The organism is Nocardia sp. NPDC059195 (assembly GCF_042754695.1).
Taxonomy (GTDB): Bacteria; Actinomycetota; Actinomycetes; order Mycobacteriales; family Mycobacteriaceae; genus Nocardia.
This window is the reverse complement of the sequence record NZ_JBHZBG010000024.1, coordinates 75,883-98,461: the sequence shown is the minus strand read 5'-3', so window position 1 is coordinate 98,461 and position 22,579 is coordinate 75,883. Positions and strand designations below refer to the sequence as shown.

At 68.2% G+C, this 22,579-nt stretch carries 21 protein-coding genes; 5 read left to right on the top strand and 16 right to left on the bottom strand.

All coding sequences use genetic code 11. The annotated features are described in order from the left end of the window. Positions 1-69 precede the first annotated feature (69 nt). Positions 70-501 (bottom strand): MarR family winged helix-turn-helix transcriptional regulator, encoded by a 432-nt coding sequence (locus tag ACFXKN_RS25680; protein ID WP_378951623.1) that lies wholly within the window; start codon positions 499-501, stop codon positions 70-72. Positions 502-559: 58 nt separating this feature from the next. Here ACFXKN_RS25680 and ACFXKN_RS25675 point away from each other — a divergent pair, with 58 nt between their 5' ends. Further along, positions 560-1,579, top strand: a complete 1,020-nt coding sequence (locus ACFXKN_RS25675) for a hypothetical protein (RefSeq protein WP_378951626.1) — start codon at positions 560-562, stop codon at positions 1,577-1,579. A gap of 230 nt (positions 1,580-1,809) precedes the next feature. After that, the gene (locus ACFXKN_RS25670; protein WP_378951629.1) at positions 1,810-2,712 is read left to right on the top strand and encodes a hypothetical protein; all 903 of its coding nucleotides are present in this window, start codon (positions 1,810-1,812) and stop codon (positions 2,710-2,712) included. On the opposite strand, the gene thpD is transcribed toward ACFXKN_RS25670, so the two are convergent. The 5 genes from thpD to ACFXKN_RS25645 all read right to left on the bottom strand — a co-directional run bounded on the left by thpD (position 2,709) and on the right by ACFXKN_RS25645 (position 6,621). Then, positions 2,709-3,635 (bottom strand): ectoine hydroxylase, encoded by a 927-nt coding sequence (thpD, locus tag ACFXKN_RS25665; RefSeq protein WP_378951632.1) that lies wholly within the window; start codon positions 3,633-3,635, stop codon positions 2,709-2,711. The genes ACFXKN_RS25670 and thpD overlap by 4 nt on opposite strands. Then, positions 3,619-4,023 (bottom strand): ectoine synthase, encoded by a 405-nt coding sequence (locus tag ACFXKN_RS25660; protein ID WP_378951635.1) that lies wholly within the window; start codon positions 4,021-4,023, stop codon positions 3,619-3,621. Before ACFXKN_RS25660 ends, thpD begins: the two co-directional genes overlap by 17 nt. Beyond that, positions 4,020-5,288: a diaminobutyrate--2-oxoglutarate transaminase gene (ectB, locus tag ACFXKN_RS25655; protein WP_378952041.1), complete on the bottom strand. Its 1,269-nt coding sequence runs from the start codon at positions 5,286-5,288 to the stop codon at positions 4,020-4,022. The genes ACFXKN_RS25660 and ectB overlap by 4 nt, the downstream gene beginning before the upstream one ends. Then, positions 5,288-5,839 (bottom strand): diaminobutyrate acetyltransferase, encoded by a 552-nt coding sequence (ectA, locus tag ACFXKN_RS25650; RefSeq protein WP_378951638.1) that lies wholly within the window; start codon positions 5,837-5,839, stop codon positions 5,288-5,290. The genes ectB and ectA overlap by 1 nt, the downstream gene beginning before the upstream one ends. A gap of 68 nt (positions 5,840-5,907) precedes the next feature. After that, complete coding sequence (locus tag ACFXKN_RS25645; RefSeq protein ID WP_378951642.1) at positions 5,908-6,621, bottom strand: response regulator transcription factor; 714 nt, start codon at positions 6,619-6,621, stop codon at positions 5,908-5,910. Between the two features lie 203 nt (positions 6,622-6,824). Between ACFXKN_RS25645 and ACFXKN_RS25640 the strand changes: the two genes are divergently transcribed. Beyond that, positions 6,825-7,769, top strand: a complete 945-nt coding sequence (locus ACFXKN_RS25640; protein WP_378951645.1) for a threonine/serine dehydratase — start codon at positions 6,825-6,827, stop codon at positions 7,767-7,769. A gap of 60 nt (positions 7,770-7,829) precedes the next feature. Here the strand turns inward: ACFXKN_RS25640 and ACFXKN_RS25635 are convergent, their stop codons facing one another. The 10 genes from ACFXKN_RS25635 to ACFXKN_RS25590 form a co-directional block, all read right to left on the bottom strand. Next, the gene (locus ACFXKN_RS25635; RefSeq protein WP_378951648.1) at positions 7,830-8,684 is read right to left on the bottom strand and encodes an SDR family oxidoreductase; all 855 of its coding nucleotides are present in this window, start codon (positions 8,682-8,684) and stop codon (positions 7,830-7,832) included. A gap of 33 nt (positions 8,685-8,717) precedes the next feature. Then, positions 8,718-9,122 carry an FHA domain-containing protein gene (locus ACFXKN_RS25630; protein WP_378951651.1) on the bottom strand — a complete coding sequence of 135 codons (405 nt, stop codon included), beginning with the start codon at positions 9,120-9,122 and terminating at the stop codon, positions 8,718-8,720. Positions 9,123-9,564: 442 nt separating this feature from the next. Further along, entirely contained in the window at positions 9,565-10,854 is a 1,290-nt protein-coding gene (locus tag ACFXKN_RS25625; protein WP_378951654.1) for a VWA domain-containing protein, read from the bottom strand. Then, positions 10,851-11,777: a PP2C family protein-serine/threonine phosphatase gene (locus tag ACFXKN_RS25620; protein WP_378951657.1), complete on the bottom strand. Its 927-nt coding sequence runs from the start codon at positions 11,775-11,777 to the stop codon at positions 10,851-10,853. The genes ACFXKN_RS25625 and ACFXKN_RS25620 overlap by 4 nt, the downstream gene beginning before the upstream one ends. Before the next feature lie 80 nt (positions 11,778-11,857). Then, the gene (locus tag ACFXKN_RS25615) at positions 11,858-14,296 is read right to left on the bottom strand and encodes a tetratricopeptide repeat protein (RefSeq protein ID WP_378951662.1); all 2,439 of its coding nucleotides are present in this window, start codon (positions 14,294-14,296) and stop codon (positions 11,858-11,860) included. After that, the gene (locus tag ACFXKN_RS25610) at positions 14,293-15,465 is read right to left on the bottom strand and encodes a hypothetical protein (RefSeq protein WP_378951665.1); all 1,173 of its coding nucleotides are present in this window, start codon (positions 15,463-15,465) and stop codon (positions 14,293-14,295) included. Before ACFXKN_RS25610 ends, ACFXKN_RS25615 begins: the two co-directional genes overlap by 4 nt. Then, positions 15,462-16,427 (bottom strand): glutamate ABC transporter substrate-binding protein, encoded by a 966-nt coding sequence (locus ACFXKN_RS25605; protein ID WP_378951668.1) that lies wholly within the window; start codon positions 16,425-16,427, stop codon positions 15,462-15,464. Before ACFXKN_RS25605 ends, ACFXKN_RS25610 begins: the two co-directional genes overlap by 4 nt. Then, a complete protein-coding gene (locus ACFXKN_RS25600) occupies positions 16,424-17,695 on the bottom strand; it encodes a hypothetical protein (protein WP_379433987.1) in 1,272 nt (423 codons plus the stop codon). Before ACFXKN_RS25600 ends, ACFXKN_RS25605 begins: the two co-directional genes overlap by 4 nt. A 107-nt stretch (positions 17,696-17,802) precedes the next feature. Beyond that, positions 17,803-18,585 carry a hypothetical protein gene (locus tag ACFXKN_RS25595; protein WP_378951674.1) on the bottom strand — a complete coding sequence of 261 codons (783 nt, stop codon included), beginning with the start codon at positions 18,583-18,585 and terminating at the stop codon, positions 17,803-17,805. Positions 18,586-18,707: 122 nt separating this feature from the next. Beyond that, on the bottom strand, positions 18,708-20,207 hold the full coding sequence (locus ACFXKN_RS25590; RefSeq protein WP_378951677.1) for a flavin-containing monooxygenase: 1,500 nt from the start codon (positions 20,205-20,207) through the stop codon (positions 18,708-18,710). A 198-nt stretch (positions 20,208-20,405) separates the two neighbouring features. Between ACFXKN_RS25590 and ACFXKN_RS25585 the strand changes: the two genes are divergently transcribed. Together ACFXKN_RS25585 and ACFXKN_RS25580 are read left to right on the top strand one after the other, a co-directional pair. Beyond that, on the top strand, positions 20,406-21,560 hold the full coding sequence (locus ACFXKN_RS25585) for an LLM class flavin-dependent oxidoreductase (protein ID WP_378951680.1): 1,155 nt from the start codon (positions 20,406-20,408) through the stop codon (positions 21,558-21,560). Between the two features lie 369 nt (positions 21,561-21,929). Then, complete coding sequence (locus ACFXKN_RS25580) at positions 21,930-22,541, top strand: HAD family hydrolase (RefSeq protein WP_378951683.1); 612 nt, start codon at positions 21,930-21,932, stop codon at positions 22,539-22,541. Positions 22,542-22,579: the final 38 nt, after the last annotated feature.

The window sequence follows — 22,579 nt, the reverse complement described above, 5'->3', positions numbered from 1 at the left end:
CGGGAGTGACGCGCGCAATAGCCAGGTGGATGCCCACCGACAGACCGCCCGCGTTGAATGCCGGGTTGGTCAGTCGCCCCGGTTGTAGCGGGTCAGGTAACCGGCCATGGCCGCGACGTCCTCGTCGGGCCAGTCGGCGAAACGCGCCTGGAAGGCCTCGCGACGGCGGCGTTCGGCCTCTCGGGCGACCGTTCGGCCCGCGGGGGTGGCGTGCAGGAGGTGATTGCGCCGATTGCCGGGATCGACGGCACGTTCGAGGTAGCCGAGCTGCTCTAGCGCGGCGACCTGCCTGCTGACGGTGGACTTGTCGAGCAGGAACTGTTCGGCCAGGTCGGTGGCCAGGCATCCGTCGCGTTCGAGGATTAGGTCGAGAATGCTGTAAGCGACCAAGCTCAGCTCGGGGTGCAGTTCGGCGGCACGGCCCCGGGCCCGCCGGGCGAAGGCGGTGAGTTCCCGCTGGATCGTGTCGACAGCCTGGGTTCTTGTGTCCCGCGCGTTCATGGTTGTATCCTACAACCATATATAGTTGCATTTACCAACTGTTTGGAGATTCTCCTCGATGACTCGCACACAGTTCCGGCATATCGCCGGACACCTGTTGACACCGCTACTGATGTGCCTCGGTATGGCCTTCGCCTACCTGGGCGCGTTCCATCAGCCCGAGCCGAACAATCTGGCGCTCGCTGTCGTCGGCGACTCCCCGCAGACGATGGTGCTGGCGCAGACGATGAAGGACAAGGGCGGCTCCGGCCTCGACATGGTCACCGTGCCCGATCGCGCAGCGGCCGTCAGCGCGCTACAGAACCGCGAACTCATCGGCGCCTACGTGCCCGACGCCGTCAAGCCGGAACTGCTCGTCGCCACCGCGAGCTCCGATACCAGCGCGATGGCCGCGGAGGTGGCCTTCCGGTCGGTGTCCGATCATCAGGGTGTGCCACTGGTGATCACCGATGTGACAACCAAGGCCGATGGTGATCCGACGGGTCAGGGCATCTTCTTCCTGCTGGTCGCGTTGAGCGTCGGCGCGTACGGCAGTGTCGCCGTGATCGGCGCCGCGGGCGCGATGTTGCGGATGCGGGTGCGCGCCGCGGTCGGTGTGGTGACGGCGCTGGCCGTCAGCCTCATCGGCGTTCTCGTGGCAGGTCCGGTCTTCGGCGTGATCGACAGCGACTTCGCGAGCGTGTTCGGCATTGCCTGGCTCTACACCTCGGGCATCATCGGAATCGGCATCGGCCTGCACACCTTCTTGAAGCGCTGGACCACCCTGGCCCTGATCACCCTGTTCGTGATGCTGAACTTCACCACCTCCGGCGGCGTCTACGGGCCCGAACTCCAGAACGGCTTCTTCGGTGCGCTGCACTCGTTCTGGAACGGCGCCGACTTCGTCGAAGGCCTGCGCAACCTGCTCTACTTCGACGGTGGTGCCGGATTCGGCGCCCGCCTGTTCGGCCTGTTCGCCTGGTTGGCGGTCGGCGTTGCGCTCGTCGTGGTGGCGGGCAGGCACGAGGCACGCCACGCGCCGAAGCCGATCGCGGCTGCCACGGTCGAGGAGGAGATCGGCGAGTCGGTCGCCGTCTGACACCCACGCCCGATCAGTCTGGTTACGCCCCGGCGAATTCCCTTGCCCGACATCCGGACACACAGTTCCGGACCCGGTCGACAGGAGTCGCCGGGGCGTTGTTGCAATCAGCGGCGATGTAGCCGAGAATCAGCCACGGCTGCGCGTAGAGGCGAGTACGGTGTAGCGCGCAACCGCGGACCGTCTGGCACCGCGAGGGGGTTCGACAGCGGAAAGTGTGGGTGCCACCGATGAATGATCCCGGCGCGCAACGCCCTGGCGAACCGGTGCCGCTCGATCAGCGCTACCACGGCGCCGATCCGATCGAATGGTGTGGTGCGGCGGTGTATCCGATGTATACCGAGGCGCTACCCGCCGGGACGACGGCGGTGCATCTGCGTGCGCTGTCCGTCATGGCGCCCGAGGACGTGACGGGCCTCGGTCTAGGACTCTCCGTCCATGACGGGCACGTGAATCTGAACGGGAAATCGCTGGCGGGCGTCGACATCTGGTACGAAGCCCTCGCCGGAGGCATCGACATCTCGGTGACAGCGGACGCACCCGACGCGCTGTTCACGCTCACACCCGTCTGGGTGGCCGAGTCGGGCACCCATCAGTCCTGGACGGGCAACTACGGGATGGTCGTCGACCTGCTCCCCGACGGGGCATCGACGCTGTGGTGCAGCACCGGGCCCGGTACACCCGATTTCAACGAACTCGTCGTCGAGCTCAGCACGGGCCCGGCCCAACCGGCCAACCCCATCCCACCCGCCAGGTCAGCCGAGCCGACCGGCCATGCCGAAGCAACTCCCCCGGTGGTTTCCACCGGACCCGAATCCCCCACCGTGAATCCCCCGCCGCCCGTCACCATCGCACCCGCTGACCCACCGACTCTCCCGCAACCAACCAACCAAGGTGTCGGCGGCGCCCTCCACGATCTCGGAACCGCCATGCACGAACGCGGTGAACACGATTCGGCCCGCGCACTGTGGACCCAGGCCGCACAGGCGGGCCACAGCGGGGCCGCCTACGACCTGGGCACCCTGCTCCTGCGGCAGGGCGAGCGCGCCGCCGCCGAACAATGGTGGAAGGCCGCCGCCCACGACGATCCGCGGGCGGCGGCCTCCCTCTCCGCATTGTCCGAACAGCCCTAGGGCACCTGATCCGCCAGTACGGCAACAGTTTCCGACGGGACTTCACGCAGCGGGGTGAAGTCGCGGGCGGCGATGTGTCGCGGGCGGCGATGAGGTGCCGCGAAGGGCTCCGTCAGTGCGTTGTCCACGCTGTTGAACACCAGGAAGATGTTCGAGCGCGGGAACGGGGTGATGTTGTTCGACGAACCGTGCATCATGTTGGAGTCGAACAACAGCGCCGAACCGGCCCGCCCGGTGAACTGGGTGATGCCGTAGCGGGCGGCGAGGAACGTGATGTCGTCCGCCGTCGGGATTCCGATCCGCTGCTCGCGCAACGACTCCCGATAGTGACCGCTCGGCGTCTCGCCCAGGCACGGCACGAAGGTGCGGTGCGAACCGGGCATCAACATCAGGCTGCCGTTGAACGGGTAGTTGTCGGTCAACGCGATCGACAGACTCACCGCGCGCGGGGCGGGCATGCCGTCCTCGGCGTGCCAGGTCTCGAAATCGGAATGCCAGCCGAAACCGCTACCACCGAAACCGGGCATGTAGTTCACCCTGGTCTGATGCAGGTACACCGCCGAACCGAGGATCTGCTCGGCGAGGCAGGCGATCCGCGACTCGGCGACCAGGTCCGCGATCGGTTTACTGAGCTGATGCACCTGGAACACCGAACGCACCTGCCCCGCGACGGGTTCCACGATCACCCGCTCGTCCCCGTAGAGCAGCGGGTCGCCCGCGAGGTGGCCGACCTCGGCGCCGAACGCGGCCACCTCGTCGGGGCTGAGCAGGTCGGGAATCGTCGCGAAGCCGTTCGTGTCGAAACCGGCCAGCTCGGGTGAGCTCAGCGTGCCCCACACTGTCGGATCGGTGCGTTCGATATGCGGGGCAGGTTCGGACAGCCGGGTCGGGTAGCGGTCGAGCTGATCAGGCACTGGCGGCATCCTCCTCGATAATCAGCGGATACACCCCGTTCTCATCGTGTACCTCGCGGCCGGTAACCGGCGGGTTGAAAACACACAGCATTCGCAACTGAGTGCGGGCAGTGACCTGATGGCGTTCGTGGCCGTCGAGCAGGTACATCGAGCCCGGCCCCAGCGGGTAGACCGTCTGATTGTCGAGATCGAGCAAACTGCCCTCACCCTCGACCAACCACACCGCCTCCACGTGATTCTGGTAGTGGAACTCGTGGACGGTGCCTGCCTCGATCGTCGTCTCGTGGAAGGAGAACCCGACCCTGTCGCCGCCGAGCACGATCCGCTTGCTACGCCAGCCCGGCCCTGCCACATCGCGTTCGGTGCCGGTGATCTCTTCGGTGGTGCGCACGATCATGCGGCACCACCACAGACGGTGTCGATCGAGGAGACCAGCACCGACAGGCCCTGATCGAGTTCGTCGGTACCCAGCGTCAACGGCGGCAGCAGCTTCACGACCTCGTCCATCGAACCCGAGGTCTCCACCAGCAGACCCTGTTCGAACGCGGTGCGGCACACCTTGCCCGCCTGCGACGGGTCGTCGAAGACGATGCCGTGCACCATGCCGCGGCCACGGGTGGTCACCCCGGCGTGCCGCTGCGCGACCGCGCTCAGCGTGCGGCCGACGTAGGCGCCGTTCTCGGCGGTGCGCTGGGCGAGCTTGTCGTCGGTCCAGTACTCGCGCAGGGCGGCGGTCGCGGTGACGAAGGCAGGGTTGTTGCCGCGGAAGGTGCCGTTGTGCTCACCGGGCGCCCACTGGTCGTGCTCGGGCTTGAGCAGCACCAGCGCCATCGGCAGTCCGTAGCCGCCGATCGACTTGGACAGCGTCACGATGTCGGGGGTGATACCGGCGATCTCGAAGGAGAAGAACGGGCCGGTGCGACCGCAACCCATCTGCACATCGTCGACGATGAGCAGGATGTCGCGCGCGGCACACAGTCCGGCCAGGTGGCGCAGCCATTCGGCGCGGGCCAGGTTGACGCCGCCCTCGCCCTGCACGGTCTCCACGATCACCGCGGCGGGACGATCGAAACCCGAGGAGCTGTCGTCGAGGACGCGCTGCATCCAGCCGAAGTCCTCGATGGTGTTGTCGAAGTAGCCGTCGTAGGGCATCGGGGTGGAGTGCTCGAGCGGCACACCGGCACCGGCCCGCTTGGCGGCGTTGCCGGTGACCGACAGCGCGCCGAGGGTCATGCCGTGGAAGGCGTTGGTGAAACTCAAGATGGTCTTGCGACCGGTGACCTTGCGGGCCAGCTTGAGCGCGGCCTCGACGGCGTTCGCGCCCGTCGGGCCAGGGAACTGCACCTTGTAGTCGAGCCCACGCGGCGACAGCAGATTGTCGCGGATGGTCTCGAGCAATTCGCGTTTGGCCACGGTCGACATATCCAGACCGTGGGTGATGCCATTGCTGCCGATGTAGTCGAGCAGCGCCTTTTTCAGAATCGGGTTGTTGTGTCCATAGTTCAACGCGCCTGCGCCTGCGAAGAAGTCGAGGTATTCGCGGCCCTGCTCGTCGCGCAACCAGGCGCCTTCGGCGGTACTGAAGATGGCCGGCCAGTCACGGCAGTATCCGCGCACATTCGATTCCATTGCCTCGAAAATGCTGGTGTCGGTGGTCGTGATCATCGTCGTTCCTCCTGGCGCTGAGCCGGTGAAATCACATACAGCAGCTCGGCCTCGTGTGAATCGGGGAAATCGTTTTCTTCGAATAGGTCCTCGGTGCGCAAATCGGCACCGCGTTCCCTGGCCACCGCGGAGAACAGCGCATGTGAGGCCGTGTTTCCGGGTGAGATCGTGGTTTCCAGCGTGGTGATGCCCGCCTGTGCTACCGAATCGAGCAGCGCGTGCAGGATGGCGCCGGCCAGGCCGCGGCCACGGCATTGCGCGTCGACGGCGATCTGCCAGACGAACAGCGTGTCCGGAGCTTCCGGACGCACATATCCGATGACGAACCCGACGGGCTGACCATCAATTTCCGCGACCAGCGAGGTCGCGCTGAAATCGCGGCACCACAGCAGGTACGCGTAGCTGGAATTGACGTCGAGTACCTGCGAATCGCGGGCGATCCGCCACAGCTGGGCACCGTCGCCCAGCCGCGGATGACGCAATCTCGTTTCCGAACCAGGGCCCGCCGCACTGGCGGCCGGCTCGATGGACATGGTGGACGTTGTCATACATCTAACGTGCCCAGCCGACTTTGCGGTCTTTGTGTCGAGCTCTTTGCGGTTGTATGACGAATCGTTTACTGCGACTGCACGTCGAGGCGATACCCGAGACCACGCACGGTCACCACGATGCGCGGGTCGGACGGGTCGCGTTCGATCTTGGTGCGCAGCCGTCGCACGTGGACGTCGACGATCCGCTCGTCACCGAAAAAGCCCTGATCCCAGACTCTTTCGAGCAGCACGGATCGACTCAGCACCCGTCCGGGGGTCTCCGCCAATTCACACAGCAACCGGAATTCGGTGACCGTGAGGTGGATCTCCTCGGTACCGCGGCGCACCGCGCCCGCGTCGGCCGCGAGCACCAGCGGAGCATGCGGATCGGCGTCGAGCACGGCCTCGGGGGTCGTGTCGCGATCGGCGGTGATGCGGGCGCGACGGCGGAGCGCGCGCATCCGGGCGGTGATCTCCTTGATTTCGAACGGCTTGCTCACGAAGTCGTCGGCCCCCGCCTCCAGGGCCGCGACCACGTCGTGGGTGTCGTACCGGGTGCTGATCACGATGATCGGCACGTCGTGGTCACGACGGATCTCCCTGATGCAGTCGAAGCCATCGGCCTCGCCGCGCATCAGGTCGACGATCATCAGATCGGGTGGCCCGTCGTTTCGCAGCCGATCGAGGGCGTCGGAGGGCACGCCTGCCTCGGCTACGGCATACCCTTCGTCTTCCATCGCGCGGCGCAGGTCACCACGCATCTGGACATCGTCGTCCACAATCATCAGGTTCGCGCTCATGTGTGTGCACATCCTTTGCTGACACGCCGGGCGTGTGCCGGTGCACTGGGGGTTTCGCGTCCCCAGACCGACACGACTACCCGCCTTCGAGCTTGTTACCGATCTGTTATGTACCCAGACTGGCCCCGGCGTAAACCCGTTGTAACAATTCGCCCGGTCAACAGGCGGTTGAGCGGTGCCGATCCGATGGCATAGTCGAGGGCGTGACCCCGACTTTTGCTGACATCGAAGCCGCTGCGGCGCGCATCGACGGACTGGTTCGCCCGATCACCGTCGCACCCGCGGGGCCCGGCCCGGATCCGCTCTGGTTCGCACTGGAGTTCTTGCAGTTCACCGGCACTTTCAAAGCGCGTGGTGCGCAGAATTTCGTGCGTGCGCACGCCGCCGCCGCGACGTTGCCGGACGCGGGTGTGACGATCGCCTCGGGTGGCAATGCGGGGCTGGCGTGCGCGTGGGCGGCGCGCGAGGCGGGGGTACCCGCGACGGTGTTTCTGCCCGAGACCGCTCCCCCGGTCAAAATCGGTCGACTTCGTGACTACGGCGCACAGGTGCGACTGATCGGTCCGGAGTACAAACAGGCGCTGGCCGCGTGCCGGGAGTTCGCCGAGACCAGCGGTGCGCTGGCCGCCCATGCCTACGACCATCCGCTCGTCGCGGCGGGCGCGGGCACGCTGATGCGCGAGATCCAGGCGCGGATTCCTGCTCTGGATACGGTGCTCGTCGCCGTCGGTGGCGGCGGGTTGTTCACGGGAACAGCTGTCGCCGCACAGCATTTCGGGATTCGCACGGTGGCCGTCGAACCACAGGGCTGTCGATCGCTGAATGCCGCGCTCGAAGCCGGTCACCCGGTGGATGTCACCGTCGACTCGATCGCTTCGGACTCCCTCGGCGCGCCGAACGTGTCCGCGATGGCCTTGACCGCGGCCCAGCATCCGAGTGTGCGTTCGCTGCTGGTACCCGACGAGACGATCCGCGCGGCCAGGCAGCAGCTGTGGGGCTCGCACCGTATCGTCGTCGAGAACGGCGCGGCCACCGCGATGGCGGCGCTGCTCGACACCGGGTCGGGCCCGGTCTACCGGCCCGAACCCGGCGAACGGGTCTGCGTGATCCTGTGCGGGGCCAATACCGACCCCAGCGACCTCGTCTAACAGGCACAGACGCGCCGGCGTTCCTTTCCGCGCACGGCCGGAGCGAAGGCGGAGGTACGCCTAGCGGACCAGGGCGTTCTTGTCGGCGTAGTTGGTCATCGCGTTGTTCAGGCCGCGCATGGCCAGGGTGTAGCCGTACGGGAAGTAGCGCTGGCCCCAGTGGGCGAACTGGATGTCGCGGGAGGTGTAGACCCAGTAGCGATTGCGCTCGACACCCTTGATCACCGCGGTGGCGGCCTGGTCGGGGGTGACGGCGTGGCGCATGAACAGTCCGATCGCCTTCTGCAGCGCGGCATTGTCACGGTCGACGCCCGCGATGTCGATGGTGTCGGCCATCGGGGTGGCCATCGCGCCGGGGCAGACCAGGCTGACGCCGATCTTGTGGCGGCGCAGGTCGAAACGCAGGACCTCGGAGACCCCGCGCAGGCCGAACTTGGTGGCGCTGTAGGGGGCGTGCCACGGTAGGCCGAAGATGCCCGCCGCCGAGGACACGTTCACCAGGTGTCCGCCGCGACCCGCGGTGATCATCGGGCGCACGAACTCCTCGATGACGTGGATCGGGCCCATCAGGTTGATGTCGACGGTGCGGCGCCACTGCTGGGGAGTGAGTTTGTCGACGGTGCCCCACGTGGCGATGCCTGCCACGTTCATGACGATGTCGACTCCGCTCACCGCTTCGAAGGTGTGGGCGGCGAGGCCGACGACCGCGGAATGGTCGCTGACGTCGGCCGCGTGCGCGAGGTGCACCGTCGCTCCGGTCGCGCGCAGTTCCGCGGCGGTGGTGGCGAGCGCGTCGGCGGTGATGTCGGTCAGGACGAGAGACGCCCCTTTGGCGGCCGCCGCGAACGCCGTGGCGCGGCCGAGGCCACTGGCGGCACCGGTGATCAGGCAGGTCTTCCCGTCGAACTTCGTCATGGCCCCGACCCTACGTTTGGTGAACAGCTGCGTCTACGGTTCCGCGGTGATCGCGATGGTGGTCCAGCCGCCGACGTGGATCCGGCTGCCTTCGCGCACGGCGACCGCCTGCTGCGGAGTGATCGGTGTTTCGGCGCCGTCCAGGCTGGTCCCGTTGGTGGAACCCAGGTCGGTGATGGTGAGCGCGCCGCCCTGATCGACCTGGATCATCGCATGCGCGCGCGAGACTCCGATATCCGCGGGGGCGATGCCGAGGTCGATCTCGGGCACGATTCCCTGCGAGGCCGATCGTTTTCCGATCAGGAACTGGTTGCCACGCAAGATGATCCGGCGCTCCGGATAGAAGTCCGGGAATTCGACACGTTCGGCATCGGGCCCCTTGCGGGCTTGGACGCGCGCGTAGAACTCGCGGTCGGCGAAGATCCGAGCGACCCACATCCTGGGCCGGCCGCTGTCCGGGGTCGCGGCGGTCGCGATCTGAGTGGGGTCGAAACCGCCCCGATGATCGGGTCGGGCACCGGCCCATGTCGGATCGGCCGACGCAGCTGTGCTCGACAGATCGAGTCGCGCGCCCTCCCGTGCGGAACCGGCGGGGTCCGATTGCGCACCAGCCTGCGACGGGTCACCCGGGTCGGGTCGCGCACCGGCCCGGAACGGGTCAGCAGTTGCCGGTCGATCCCCGGCTCGCGACGTGGCCGCAGGTGGTAGTGCTGAATCGTGGCCACAGCCCTCGCAGAAGCGCCCACTCGTCGGCGCGTGGCAGTGGGGGCACAGGCGCAGGTCCGCCGGATCGGGCGCGGGCGCGCCGTCGAGTGCCGATCCGCACACATCGCAGTAGTCGGTCGACCGCGACTGGTGTCCGTCCGCGCACATCGGCATGTCAGCCGCCCTCCGGCCGCACCCGGGCGGTCTTCGTCGAGCGGATGTCGAGGGCCAGTTCGTCGGCCGCGGCGACCTGGCCGCGCAGCTTCACGGTGCCGTCGTGCTCGACTTCGACCACACCGCGCAGCAGTTTGGCGGTGGATTCGTGGCCGGAAGCGGCGGCCAGTTCCACCGCGCGTCGCAGTTTCGCGGTCGCGGTCGTGACATCGCCGTTGCGGCGGGCCGCCAAACCTTCCTGGACGGCCTGGGCCAGTTCGACCTGGCCGGTGTAGTGGGCCACGCGGGTGCTGATGCGGGTCGACAGGGTCGAATCGGTGGTCCAGACGGCGCGCACGAGGCCCTGGCCGAGGATGTCGTCACCGGCCAGCACGCTCAACCGCGCTGCCAGCTTCTCCCGGCCCGGTGCGGCGGGTTCCAGTTCGATCTGCACGTGGTACTCGCGCTCCTCGGCGGCCCACGACGACAGCGGGTACTCCCCCACCTGCGCACCGGCGTCGGTCCGGCGTCCGGTCAGATCCTCGAGCACCGGCGAGACCTGTTTGACCATCCGCACCCGTGCACCAGCGGGGGTCCAGACCTTCAGTGTCAGTTCCGGAATCACCCGGGCGGCCGACGAGCGCATCATCGCGGCGAAGTCGCCTGCCAGGTCCTTCGGATCGGCGACGATATTCGCGTCGCCGGACAGTTTCGAGGCGATCTTGCGCAGTTCCTCGGCAACCCAGTCGTCGCCGACACCGCGGCAGTCGCAGACGAAAAGCCCTTCGGCACGGTCGAGTTCGGTCGCGAGTTCCTGTGGGGTCTCGTGTTCGTTCTTGCCGTCGGTGAGCAGGATCGCGTGGGCCTGCGCGCCGGGGTGCGCGGCGGCGACCTGGCGGGCCAGCGCCAGCCACGAACCCATCGCGGTACCGCCGTCGGGACGCAACCGATCCAGGGCCCGACGGGCCGAGCCGCGGTGCGCGCGGTCGGCGGGCGCGGACATGCTGTTGTTGGTCGGGTAGATCATCCGGGCCGATTCGGTGCCCTCGATGATGGCGAACGCGGTGCCGTCGGGGATCTCGTCGAGGGCCGTGCGGGTGGCATTGCGCGCGTTCTCGAACTTGCGCTTGTTACCCATCGAACCGGAACAGTCGATGATCAGGATCTCGAGCCGCGGCGGCGGTGCCGCGACGGCGGCGAGTTCGGGGCCGGTGGTCACCGTCAGCACCGCGTCCACCACGCTCGCACCTTCGGCGAGGAATTCGTTCTGGTCTACGGCGATCGAGATACCGGCTGTCTCAGGGGAACTCATGACACTCCTGGTTCGTGCGATACGGCGACCGGCACCGGAGCCAGCGCGACCGTGATGTTGTCGCTGCCCCCGCTGTTCAGGGCGAAGTCGGCGAGCGCGCGAGCGGCGGCCTGCGGCGAGGTCTCGACGGTGAAACCGGCGAGCGCGACCGCCTCTGGCAGGTAGTTCCACAGTCCGTCACTGCACAGCAGCAGCGTGCCCGGTTCGGTGGCGAGCATGCGTTGCAGGCAGTTCGCCGACCACGGCGCTTCGCCGCCGTCGGCGCCGAGCCAGCGCAACAGGGTGTGGGCGCGCGGGTCGTTCATGGCGGCGGTCTCGTCGAGTGCGCCCGCGTCGACGAGGGCCTGGGCCCACGAATCGTCGACGCTGAGTCGGCGCGAGGCGGTGGGATCGCCCGCGGCGAGCCAGAAGGCCCTGCTGTCACCGACATTGGCGACGGTGATGTCGGTGCCGAGGCTCGTCTCGCGCACGATCGCGGAGACGTAGGTGCACGACGGCGCGTACTCGGGCGTGCGTGACATGCCGCGCACCGCCGCGGTCGCCGCTGCCAGACCGGCCATCGCGGCGTCGGAATCGGCTCGGCCCTCGGCCAGGGCCGCCAGGGCGGCGTCGACGCCGGTGCGGGCGGCATTGCCGGAGGCCGCTTGCGGATCCTGGGAGGTGGACACGCCGTCGCTGACCACGATCACCCGGATGCCGTCGCCCTCGCGCACCGCGGCCGCGACCGCGTCTTCGTTGCGGGAGTGGCTGATTCCGCGGTCGGTGAGGACATACACCGCGCCGAGATCTTCCTCGAAGCGATCCGGCATGGGCTTGGGACTGCCGCACTTGACGCAGTAGCCGCCCTCGTAGCGGCGTTCACCGCAGGTCGAGCACTGCGGCACCGCGACCGGATCATGGACGGGCAGTGCGACTTTGCGCACGCCGAGCTCGCGACCGCAGCCCTCACAGAAGCGGTGTCCCGACCGCGCCGAGCCGGCGCAATCGGGACAACCCGGCGCCGTCACAGGGTGGTCCTGGGGCGCACCGAGTTCGCCTGGTCCACCAGGACGAATCGGGTCCACATGTCGTCGGCCTCGCGCGCCAGTGTCCGCAAGCATCGTTCCAACCCCGTCCGCACGCCCTGCTCGGTGAATTCCACGTCCAATAGCTTGCCTGGTGTGCTCGGCCGCTGCCCCGACCGGATCCAGTTCAGTGCCGCCTCGAGGACGAACATGCGCACCTGCGCGGTGCGTTTGCGCGAGTCGAGGCGCAGTTGGTCGACGCGCTCGCCGGTCCGGCGCAGCAGCGCTTCGTCGAGGTCGGCCGGATCACGGTGCGCCAGCAGGGTTTCGACGGCGGAGACCCGGGCCTCGGTGAACATCGAGGAGGTGCGGTCGACCTGGTCGAGGACCGCTACCGCGCCCGTGCGGTCGCCGCTGGTGCGGCGCAGTCGCGCGGCACCGAACGCGGCGGACAGGAAGGTGTGGTCGGTGCGCCAGACCACTTCGTAGAGCGCCGGCGCACGGCTGAGCTCGACGGCCCCGGTGTCCGGATTCTCGCCGCGGGCGGCCTCGGCGGCGAGTTCCAGGGTGGCCGCCATGGCGAGTTTCGGGGCGGGTTCACCGGGCAGCGCGTCGTAGACCGACTCGAAATCCGCTGCGGCAGCAGCATAGTCGCCGTTCAGCAGGGCGGCCTGGGCTCGATACCAGACGCGGCGCCAGTCGAATTCGAGCTCGGCGTCCAAGGCGGCGAGACGGGTCAGTGCCGCTGCCGCGTCGCCCGCTTCGAGCTCGGCACGCACCAGCCGCAGCGGGATCTCGACCGATTCGCTGGATCCGGTGACCACCGCGCGCAGTCCGGCGGTGAGTGCCTGCTCGAGTTCGGCCGGGGTCGCGGCGTCGGTGGTCGCGAGCAGGGCGGCGCCGCTGTCGCCGGGGTCGACCAGCGGGGCAGGCAGGCCGGTAAGGAGGGCGGCAGGCTCGGGTGTGACGCTGTCGATGCCGAAAACAGCACGGGCGGGACCGAACTGGCTCGACATGCCGGGGCGAGGGATGCCGTCGCCGGTGGCCAGCACTTCACGCAGGACACCGGTGAGCTGGTCGGCCATCTCACTCATCGACGCGAACCGAGCCAGTGGGTCGGGGTCGGTGGACCGCTGCAGCAATCGGTGCAGCGAATCATGTTCGGCCAGTAGCGGTTCGGCGTCGGGTCCGGGGATCGGGCCGAGTTTGCCGTCCACGGAGGGCACGCGCATCATCAGCACGGCCAGTGTGCGGCCCGCGGTGTAGATCTCGGTAGCGACCGTCGGCCCGGTTTCGGCGATCTCGGGTGCCTGGTAGCCGAGGGTGCCGTAGATGGGGCTGGTGCGGTCGTCCATCGCGATGACCGCGCCGAGGTCGATCAGCTCGAGACGTTCCTCGGTCTGCATCACATTGTCGGGCTTGAAATCGCAGTAGGCCCAGCCACGAGCGTGTAGATAGCCGAGGGCGGGCAACATCTCCAGCACATAGGCGATCGCCTGCGCGGGTGGCAGATAGCGTTGAGTTTCGGCGCGGTAGGCGCGCAGGATCTGCTTGAGCGAGGTGCCGCCGACGTAGGCCATGACGATGTAGCCGACGGGCTCGCCGTCGGCGTCGGCGTGTTCGGTGAAGTTGTGGATCTTGACGATATTGGGGTGGTCGACCTCGGCCAGGAAGCGGCGCTCGGCCAGCGCGGCGGCCAGCGCGTCGGCGTCGCCGGTGTCGATCAGGCCTTTGAGGACCACCCAGCGCTTGTTGACGGCGCGGTCGGTGGCCAGATAGATCCAGCCCAGCCCGCCGTGGGCCAGCGCCCCCGCCACCTCGTACTGGCCGCCGACGAGATCGCCTGCGCGCAACCGTGGCACGAACGAGTAGCGGGTGCCGCAGTGCGGGCAGAACCCGGAGGTGCGACCGGGAACGCCTGCTCGGCCCCGGCCGACGGGCTTGTCGCACCGGCCGCAGAAGCGGTCGGATTCGGGCACCTGGGGGTCGACGAGCACGGCCGTGACCGGGTCGACGCGCGGGACCGGTGGTACTTCGACGAGACCGGCGCCGAGCCTGCCGCGCGCGGCCGAACGGGCCGAGCCCGAACGGGTCCGGACCGAGCGACTCGAGGTGCGTCCGCTCGCACTGACCGTCGAGGCGGACGGGCTGTGCATCGGGCCCGTCACCGTGGCCGGAGCGGTACCGCAGGTGTCGCAGTAACCGTCGACGATCGTGCCGCCGCAATCGAGTTCACCACAGGCACCGGGAACCGGAACGGGCGCCGGTGGCGCCTGACCGTTCCCGCTGCGCGGTTGCGCTGTCGTGCGCCCCGATCGGCCGTTGCCCGCGGCGCGGGCCCGCGGTGCCGGCGGTGCGCTCGCGACGGGCGCGGTACCGCACAGTGCGCAGTAGCCGTCTTCGATCGTGCCGCCGCACCCCGATTCACTACAAGTCATGCTGTCCGCCCCGCTTTCTCCCCGATGATCGAACGATAGTCCGCGACCGCCCGGGTGACCGCGGCCAGATCACACGGTGTGCGGGTGAGTAGACCGGCCGCGATCCGGTCGGCGGCGAGCACATCACGGTCCTCGCTCACGCCGAGCCGAGCGGCCTTGGCACGGTAGGCCGTGAGCCTGCCGCGTAGTTCAGCGCGGCGATCGAGCAGCCCACGCGCCAAGTCATCTCGCTGCGTGGCCTTTTCGGTGGCGCCGTCGGCGCGCACGCGCAGCGCGAGGAGATGTTCCACCGTCGGGCGGTCGGGCGTATCGCCGAGAGTGTCGAGTTCGGCGCGCAACCTGGCGGCCGGTTCGCCGCCGTCGGGCAGCTCGCCGGTCATGATCTTGTGCCGGGCCTGGGTGGTGGTGTCGTCGGCGCGGTGTTGGAGTTCGCCGAGGTCGGCCAGCCGTACGCGCAGGGCGGCGACGGCGCGGGGTAGGTCGGCGGCAACGGCGAGATGTTCGCTCCTGGCGGCGGATTCGGTGTCGATCAGCGCGGTGAGCGAGGCGAGCGCGGTGTCGATCTCCCCCGGTCCGAAGCCGAGCGGGTCGGTGCCTGCGCGCCGCAGGAGGGTGGCCAGTGGCTCGGTGGCCGCGTCCAGCGCGCCGCGGGCTCGTTCGACGCGCTGTTGCAGCGGGGCGAGCGCACCGAGCACCTGCCCGTCGACTGCCGCGATCTCGTCGGCGAACGGGGCGACGAAGGCGAACGCGGCGCGCATCCGGTCCAGACAATCGGCGATACCGACCGTCACGATGGTCTCGCTGGGGCCGGTGAGACCGCGCTGTGCCAAGGGAATCGGGATCCTCGCCACCTCGTGGGGGCGCCCACGCAGCAGCTCGGTGAGCCGCCCGCGTGCGCGGTCGTCGATCTTGCCGCGTCCCCCACGCTCCGTCTCGGCTTCGGTGAGGATGGCACGCACCCGCCCCAGGTCCTCCCAGAGTTCACCCAGCGCCTTCTCCACCGGCGCCCAGCGGCGTGCGGTCTCCCCCGTCGGCGGGTAGCGGCGGACCAGTGCCAGGCCGGGGTGGCGGTCCAGTTCCAGCAGTGTCGTGGTCACTTTCGCCAATTCCGCTGTTCGCCCGGCAAGTTCACGATCGATCTCGAGCACGCCGAGCATCGGCCAGGTCATCCGACATACCGGGGCACCGGCGGGCCTTGCGAGGTACCGAGAGTCGACAGGTGCTTGGCGTGGATCCGCTGCCAGGTGCCGTCGTTGCGGATGCGGTCGAGCACGCCGTTGACGAAACGCACCAACTCGTCACTGCCACGCGGCATGCCGACCGCGTACGCGCCCACGCCGATCGGGTCGCCCACGATCTCGAGATTGTGGTCCTGGGCGACCAGCCCCGCCAGGATCGGTTCGTCACCGCTGATCGCGTCGACGACGCCCTGCTGCAGGGCGACCAGACAGTCGGTCCAGTTGGTCACGCCGAGCACGGCCGGTGGCGTCGGCAAGGTGAACAGCGGTGCGGGGGCGGTAGTACCCTTCGCCACGCACACCCGCTTGCCCGCGAGCCCGGCCCCGTTGACGATGCCCGCGCCGTGTGGAGCCGCAATACGTTGCGCCGCACGGTAATACAGGCTGGAGAAGTCGACCTCGCGGCGGCGTTCACAGGTCGCCGAGAAGGTACGCACGATCATGTCGACCTTCTTCTCCTGCAGTAGCGGGATCCGGTCGGCCGCGGTGACGGAACGCAGTTCGATCTTGTCCGGGTCACCGAACAGGTCGCGCGCGATCTCCCTGGCGAGGTCGATATCGAAACCTTCGAGCCTGCCGGTCGACGGATTGCGGAACCCGAACATGTAGGTGTTCTGATCGACACCCACCCGCAGCCTGCCGTTGGCGACGATCGTGGCCATCGCCGATCCGACCGGCATCGCACCCGGTCGAGGCTGGGTCGTCGGTGCCAGCGTCGCTTCGGCATCGCAAGTTCCGGCGCCGTCGGCGGTCGGTGCCGAGGTGATCGCTTCGGCGCCGGGCAGCGGTGGAGCGACGGCGGTGGCGTCGATGGTCGATGGTTCGGGCGCGTCGGCGCAGCCCGCGATCAGCGCGACGGCCGCGGCGAGCGCGACCAGCAGTGGACGCCTCACAGGAACTCCTTGAGTCGTGGCCACAGTCCGGCGATCACCGCGCCGGCCGCGGCCAGGAGCAGGAGCAGGGTGCCGAAGGGGCTGAGGGTCAACGACGTTGCGGCGGCGGCGACGCCGTCGCGGAGGTCGTCACGAGCCTGGGCGAGGTCGTCGCGCAGTTCCTGGTCGAGGCGGGCGAAGCTGGTGGCCGAACTGTCGGGGCCGGTGCCGATCGCCTGGTTGACCGCGCCGCGATAATCGGCCTTCTCGTAGGCGGTGCGCTGGGCGTTGTGGCCCGCGCTCCAATTCGTCAGCGCGCGTGCGGCATCGGAGTCGCCGCCACCGGCCGCGGTGAGCCGCCCTCGCAGGTCGTCGCTGTGGGTCTGGAAGGCCTTCTCCGTGGCGGTGATGTCGCCGCGGGTGATCAGGGCCAGGGTCTCGTCGGTGCGGGCCTGCTGGGCCAGGATGCGGGCCCCTGCCAGGTTCTCCACACGCGCACCGGCACCGGAACTCCCGTTGTCGAGCAGTTGAGCGGCAGTCAGGGTGGCACCCGCGGTCCACAGCATCGCCACCAGGGCGGCCAGGCCGGCCATGGCCATCCCGGTGTTCACCAGACGGTTCGTCCGGCGCAACAACACGATCGACCCGACCGCGCACACCGCCAGGACGAGCAGCAACAGCACGATGCTCGTCCACGGCAGTGTGCCTATGCGCTGTTGGTCTTCACGCACGGCGGCGAAGCGGGCCTTGCTGAGTTGTTCGGCGTTGGGCAGCAGCGAGATCTGCATCAGATCCGAGGCCTGGCGCAGATACGCCGACCCCACCGGAAACCCCTGCCGATTGTTGGCGCGCGCGGTCTCGACCAAACCCGTGTAGGTCGGCAGGTCGGCGGCGATCCGGGCCACGATCGCCCTGGTCTGCGCGGCGGTGGCACCGGCGGTCGCTTCCGCGAGCGCGGCGGCGGCTTCGGCGAGCGCCTGCTCGTAAGTGTCTCGTACCTGCGGTGATTCGATGCCACCGGACAGGAAGGCCGTCGCCGCGCCCGCGTCGGCCGCCGAGAGCGACACATACAGACTCTGCGCGGCGAAGGCCAGCGGCTCGGTCCGATCCAGCACCTGTTCGGTGCGCACGATCTTGGCGTCGAGCTGTTGCCCCGCAGTCGATCCGGCGACCAGACAGGCCACCGTGGTCACGACGAGGACCACCCCGATCGCACCTGGTGTCGTCGCGGCGAACCGCCGCAGCCACGTCCCCGCGTCACGGATGGTCGCCGGTAGGCGAGATCCCACACCGTCCTCCTTCATCTCCCCGGGCGGTGTCTTCGATCGCGATCGTACGGGAGGAGCTGACAATTCGCCGGGCCGAGTTCAGACCAGTACGTTCGGCGGTCCAATTCTCAGGCCGAACCCAGCGGGGCAGTCCGCCACCAGGTCTCGATCAGGTCGCCGGCCGAGTGACCGACCCATCGGGCGACCACGACGTAAGGCGAGCGCGGGTCGGCGGCGGGGAATGAGGTCACCACGAACGCCGGACTACTCGTGGAGTCGGCGCCGGCTCCGCGACGTGTAGTCACTGTCAGACCTCGCCCAGCCGACGGATGATCCCTTTGCTCCTGTACGGCGTCGACGAGAATCTGCTGGGCGAAGGCCTGACTGCCTTCGCCGCCTGATCGCGTCCCACTCACATCCATAACATCGAACAACATGCCGTTGCCGGTGACCTCGCATCGAATTCTTGTGGCGCCCGCAGTCAACCAGTACGAACTCTCCGACGACTGAGGGTCGCTTTCGATACACGTCGCGCCGCCGAACCCGGTCGGTGCTCCAGCGGAGCCGACCAGTTGGGGAAATGCGGCAGCAATGGCCTTGTGCCGAGCGTCCCACGTGTCCGCGATTGTGCTGGACGGAGGAGGCGAGGTCACCGTCGGGTTCGGCGGCATCGCAGTCGGCGGCTTCACAGTCGGCTTGAAGTCGACAAAGAGTGCGAGGACGGCGACTGCTACGCCGACAATAGCGACGAGGGCGCCGACCATCCCCCAAAACTCTGCGCGGGTATACCCGAGTATTCCTGTGCTGCCAGTGTTCGACGTATCAGTGTTCCCATCGGACATCACGTTCTCCCCCAGCAACTTTCGCACCCACCGATCCGTCGAGCACTCTATCTCGATCGGCAAAGCCATGCACTCGTTCGGAAGGGAAGTCGCCCATTACCTGGCGGACCGCCGCGTGGGCGGCCGGGAACAACAATGGGCCCCGCACGCTTCTCCAGCGTGCGGGGCCCATCGCGATGAACGGCCGAGGTTCAGGCGCCGGCGACCTTCGCGCCGGGCTTGACGGTGGTGCCGGTCTTGCTGAACCGGAGCACGCCGTCCTCGATCGGGGCCTTGTGCATCAGCGTGCGGTCCCGGTAGTAGTTGTTGACCAGCTTCCAGGCGCCACGCGCGCCCTGGCGGGGCATTTCGCCGTTACCGCGCTGAATGTAGCCCGAGGTGAGAGCGCCACCCATGAGGGATTCCTCGGCGAAGTCATCGGGGCCTGCGTTCACCTCGAAGGTGGTGTAGCCACGGTCGCGCATGATGTTGAGCACGCGGCACAGGTAGGCGGCTGCCAGGTCGGCCTTGAGGGTCCAGGAGGCGTTGGTGTAGCCGATGATCATCAGGAAGTTCGGAATGTCGGAGTACAGCACGCTCTTGTAGGCGACCGTCTCGTTCATCTTCACCGGCTCATCGTCGATGCTCATCGTGGCGCCGCCGAGGATCTGCACGTTCAGGCCGGTCGCGGTGACGATGACGTCGGCCTCGAGAACCTGGCCCGACTCGGTCAGAATGCCGTTCTCGGTGAACGTCGCGATGCGGTCGGTGACGATATCGGCCTTGCCGCTCTTGAGCACCTTGAACAGATCGCCGTTGGGCACCACGCACAGGCGCTGATCCCACGGGTTGTAGTTGGGGGTGAAGTGGCTCAGGTCCACCTTCTTGCCGAGCTGCAAGCGCACCTGGGCCAACATCAGCTTCTTGGCCAGCTCGGGGTTGGTGCGCGAGAGCTGGAAACTGGCGCGCTGCAGGGCGATGTTGCGGGCGCGGCCGATCCGGTAGGCGACGGCGTCGGGCACACGCGACTTCTTGAAACCGATGGCGACCGGGTCGTCCGACGGCAGTGCCTGGATCCAGGTGGGCGAACGCTGCAGCATGGTGACGTGCGCGGCGGTATCGGCCATCGACGGGATCAGCGTGATCGCGGTGGCACCGGAGCCGATGACGACGACCTTCTTGCCCGCGTAGTCCAGATCCTCCGGCCAGTGCTGCGGGTGCACGATCCGACCCTTGAAGTCGGCCTGACCGGGGAATTCCGGCTGGTACCCCTTGTCGTAGTTGTAGTAGCCGCTGGCGCCGACGACGAAGTTGGCGGTCCAGGTCTCGGCCTCGCCGGTGGCCTCGATCTGGGCCGTCACGGTCCAGAGCGCGGCGGCACGATCGAAGGCGAGGTGGATGACCTTGCGGCCGAAGGTGATGTGGTCGGTGACGCCGTATTCCTTGGCGGTGTCCTCGACGTAGTCACGGATGCTGGCGCCGTCGGCGAGCACCTTGGTGCCGATCCAGGGGCGGAATCCGAAACCGAAGGTGAGCATGTCCGAGTCCGAGCGGATGCCGGGGTACTTGAACAGATCCCAGGTGCCGCCGATGTTCTCGCGGCGCTCGAGGATCGCGTAGGTGCGTCCGGTCTGCTCGCGAGAGAGGTGACAGGCCGTGCCGATTCCGGACAGGCCCGCGCCGATGATCAGTACGTCGACATGCCGCGTCATTGAGGAAGCTCGTTTCGTAGGGTCGCCGACCCGAGCATCGTCGCCCGAGCCTGCTTCCAGGTTACGTGTTTCGCATAGTTACGTCTAGTTCGGTGTAGTCGCGGCGCGGGTTGCGCGCACGGTGATCGGAATCCGTGACGAGGGCGGGCGCACCGGTCAGCATCGATGGGCCCCATCACTGCAACGAAAAAGGCGGACATGACCGAGCGCGGACTGTCGTTCCACTGGTTCCTACCCACCTACGGCGACTCTCGCGGCCTGATGGCGGGTGGACACGGCAGCTTCATGTCCGGTGATCGTCCCGCCACGCTGCGCTATCTCAATCAGCTGACCGCCGCCGCCGAGGACAACGGCTTCGAGGGCGTGCTCACGCCGACCGGCGCCTGGTGCGAGGACGCCTGGCTGACCACCGCCATGCTGGTGCAGACCAGCGAGACGTTGAAGTTCCTGGTCGCGCTGCGCCCCGGCCTGACCAGCCCCACCCTGGCCGCGCAGATGGCGGCCACCTTCCAGCGTCATTCCGCCGGTCGGCTGCTGCTCAATGTCGTCACCGGCGGTGAGCAGCGCGAGCAGGAGGCCTACGGCGACTTCCTGGACAAGACCCAGCGCTACGCCCGCACCGGCGAGTTCCTGCATATCGTGCGAGAGCTGTGGTCGCGGACCGAACCGTTCAGCTTCACCGGTGCGCACCTGCGGGTGCAGGACGCGATCCTCAGCGCCCGTCCCGACCCGATTCCGCCGGTGTTCTTCGGCGGCTCGTCGGGTCCGGCCGGACCGATCGCGGCCCGCTACGCCGACACCTACCTCACCTGGGGCGAACCGGTGGACGCGGTCGCGAAGAAGCTGGACTGGGTCCGCGGCCTGGCCGCGATCGAGGGCCGCACCGTCGACTTCGGCCTGCGCATCCACGTGATCAGCCGCGACAGCGCCGCCGAGGCGTGGGCGGAGGCCGACCGACTCCTCGACGGCATCTCACCGGGCGAGATCGAGCGGGTGCAGGCGAACCTGGCCAAGAGCGACTCCGAGGGGCAGCGCCGGATGGCACGGCTGCACAACGGGCGGACCGACGGGCTCGAGATCGCGCCGAATCTGTGGGCGGGCGTGGGCCTGGTGCGCGGTGGTGCGGGTACGGCGCTGGTCGGGTCGCACGCCGAGGTGGCCGATCGCCTCCTCGAGTACGCCGCGATCGGGATCGACAGTTTCATCCTGTCCGGGTACCCGCACCTGGAGGAGGCGTACTGGTTCGGCGAGGGTGTGCTGCCGATTCTGGAGCGCAAGGGCGTGTGGACGCATCCATCGCGGCCGGTGCCGGTGCCGTCGATCGCGCCGTTCACCGCCGCTGCGAGTAGCTGATACCGCGGGGCGCGGCCAGGATCTAGGGTCGCGCCCCGCGACGAGTGCCGGTGCCGACCCCGCCACGGTAATCCGGGCAGGGCCATTCGGAGCACCGGTTCGGCAGTCGCTGCACCGTTGCGCTCCCTGTCGTTTGCCGGGGAGCACGGTAGCCCAACATCTTTCGATGCGGCCGTGACCTGCCATTCTTTCGAATACCGACCAGTAGGACCGAAATGCAATGACGCACATCATGCTTCGCGGCACCGCACTCCCCCAACCTTTTTCGGCATCGTGTGCAGCCGGGGTTCCACGTGAATCACTGCAGTTCGGGGCAGGTTCGGACCGCGTTCGACAGAGTCGGGCACGGTCGGCGATAGGCTCGGCGGCGTGACCCTCACCGTCGGCTTCGACCTGGACATGACTCTCATCGACTCACGTCCGGGTGTCGCCCTGGCGATCGACACCCTCGCGCGCGAGTTCGATCTCGCCATGGACGGCTCGCACTTCGCCGAGCACCTCGGACCGCCGCTGGCCACACTGCTGGGCGACGCGGGCGCGCCCGACGACCTGATCCCCCATCTGGTCACTCGCTACCGCGAGCTGTACCCGGACGTCGTCGACCACATCGCCGCGCTACCCGGGGCCGACGACGCCTTGGCCGCCGTGCGCGCCGACGGTGGGCGGACGCTGGTCGTCACCGGGAAATTCGAGCCGCACGCGCGACTGCACGTCGATCACCTCGGCTGGCAGATCGATCGTCTCGCTGGCGACCTGTGGTCGACCGGGAAGGCCGATGTATTGCGCGAGGAATCGGCCCACGTCTTCGTCGGCGATCACGCGGGTGACATGCGCGGCGCCAAGGCCGCCGGTGTGGTGGCCGTCGGTGTCACCACCGGTCCCTACGATGCCGAGGGATTGTGGGCCGCGGGCGCGGACGTGGTCCTCGACGATCTCACCCAGTTCGCCGAGTGGTTGTCCGTCCACGCATCGGGGCGATAGTCCACGAAACAGCCTGTGACGCAACCCAGTTCCGGAAC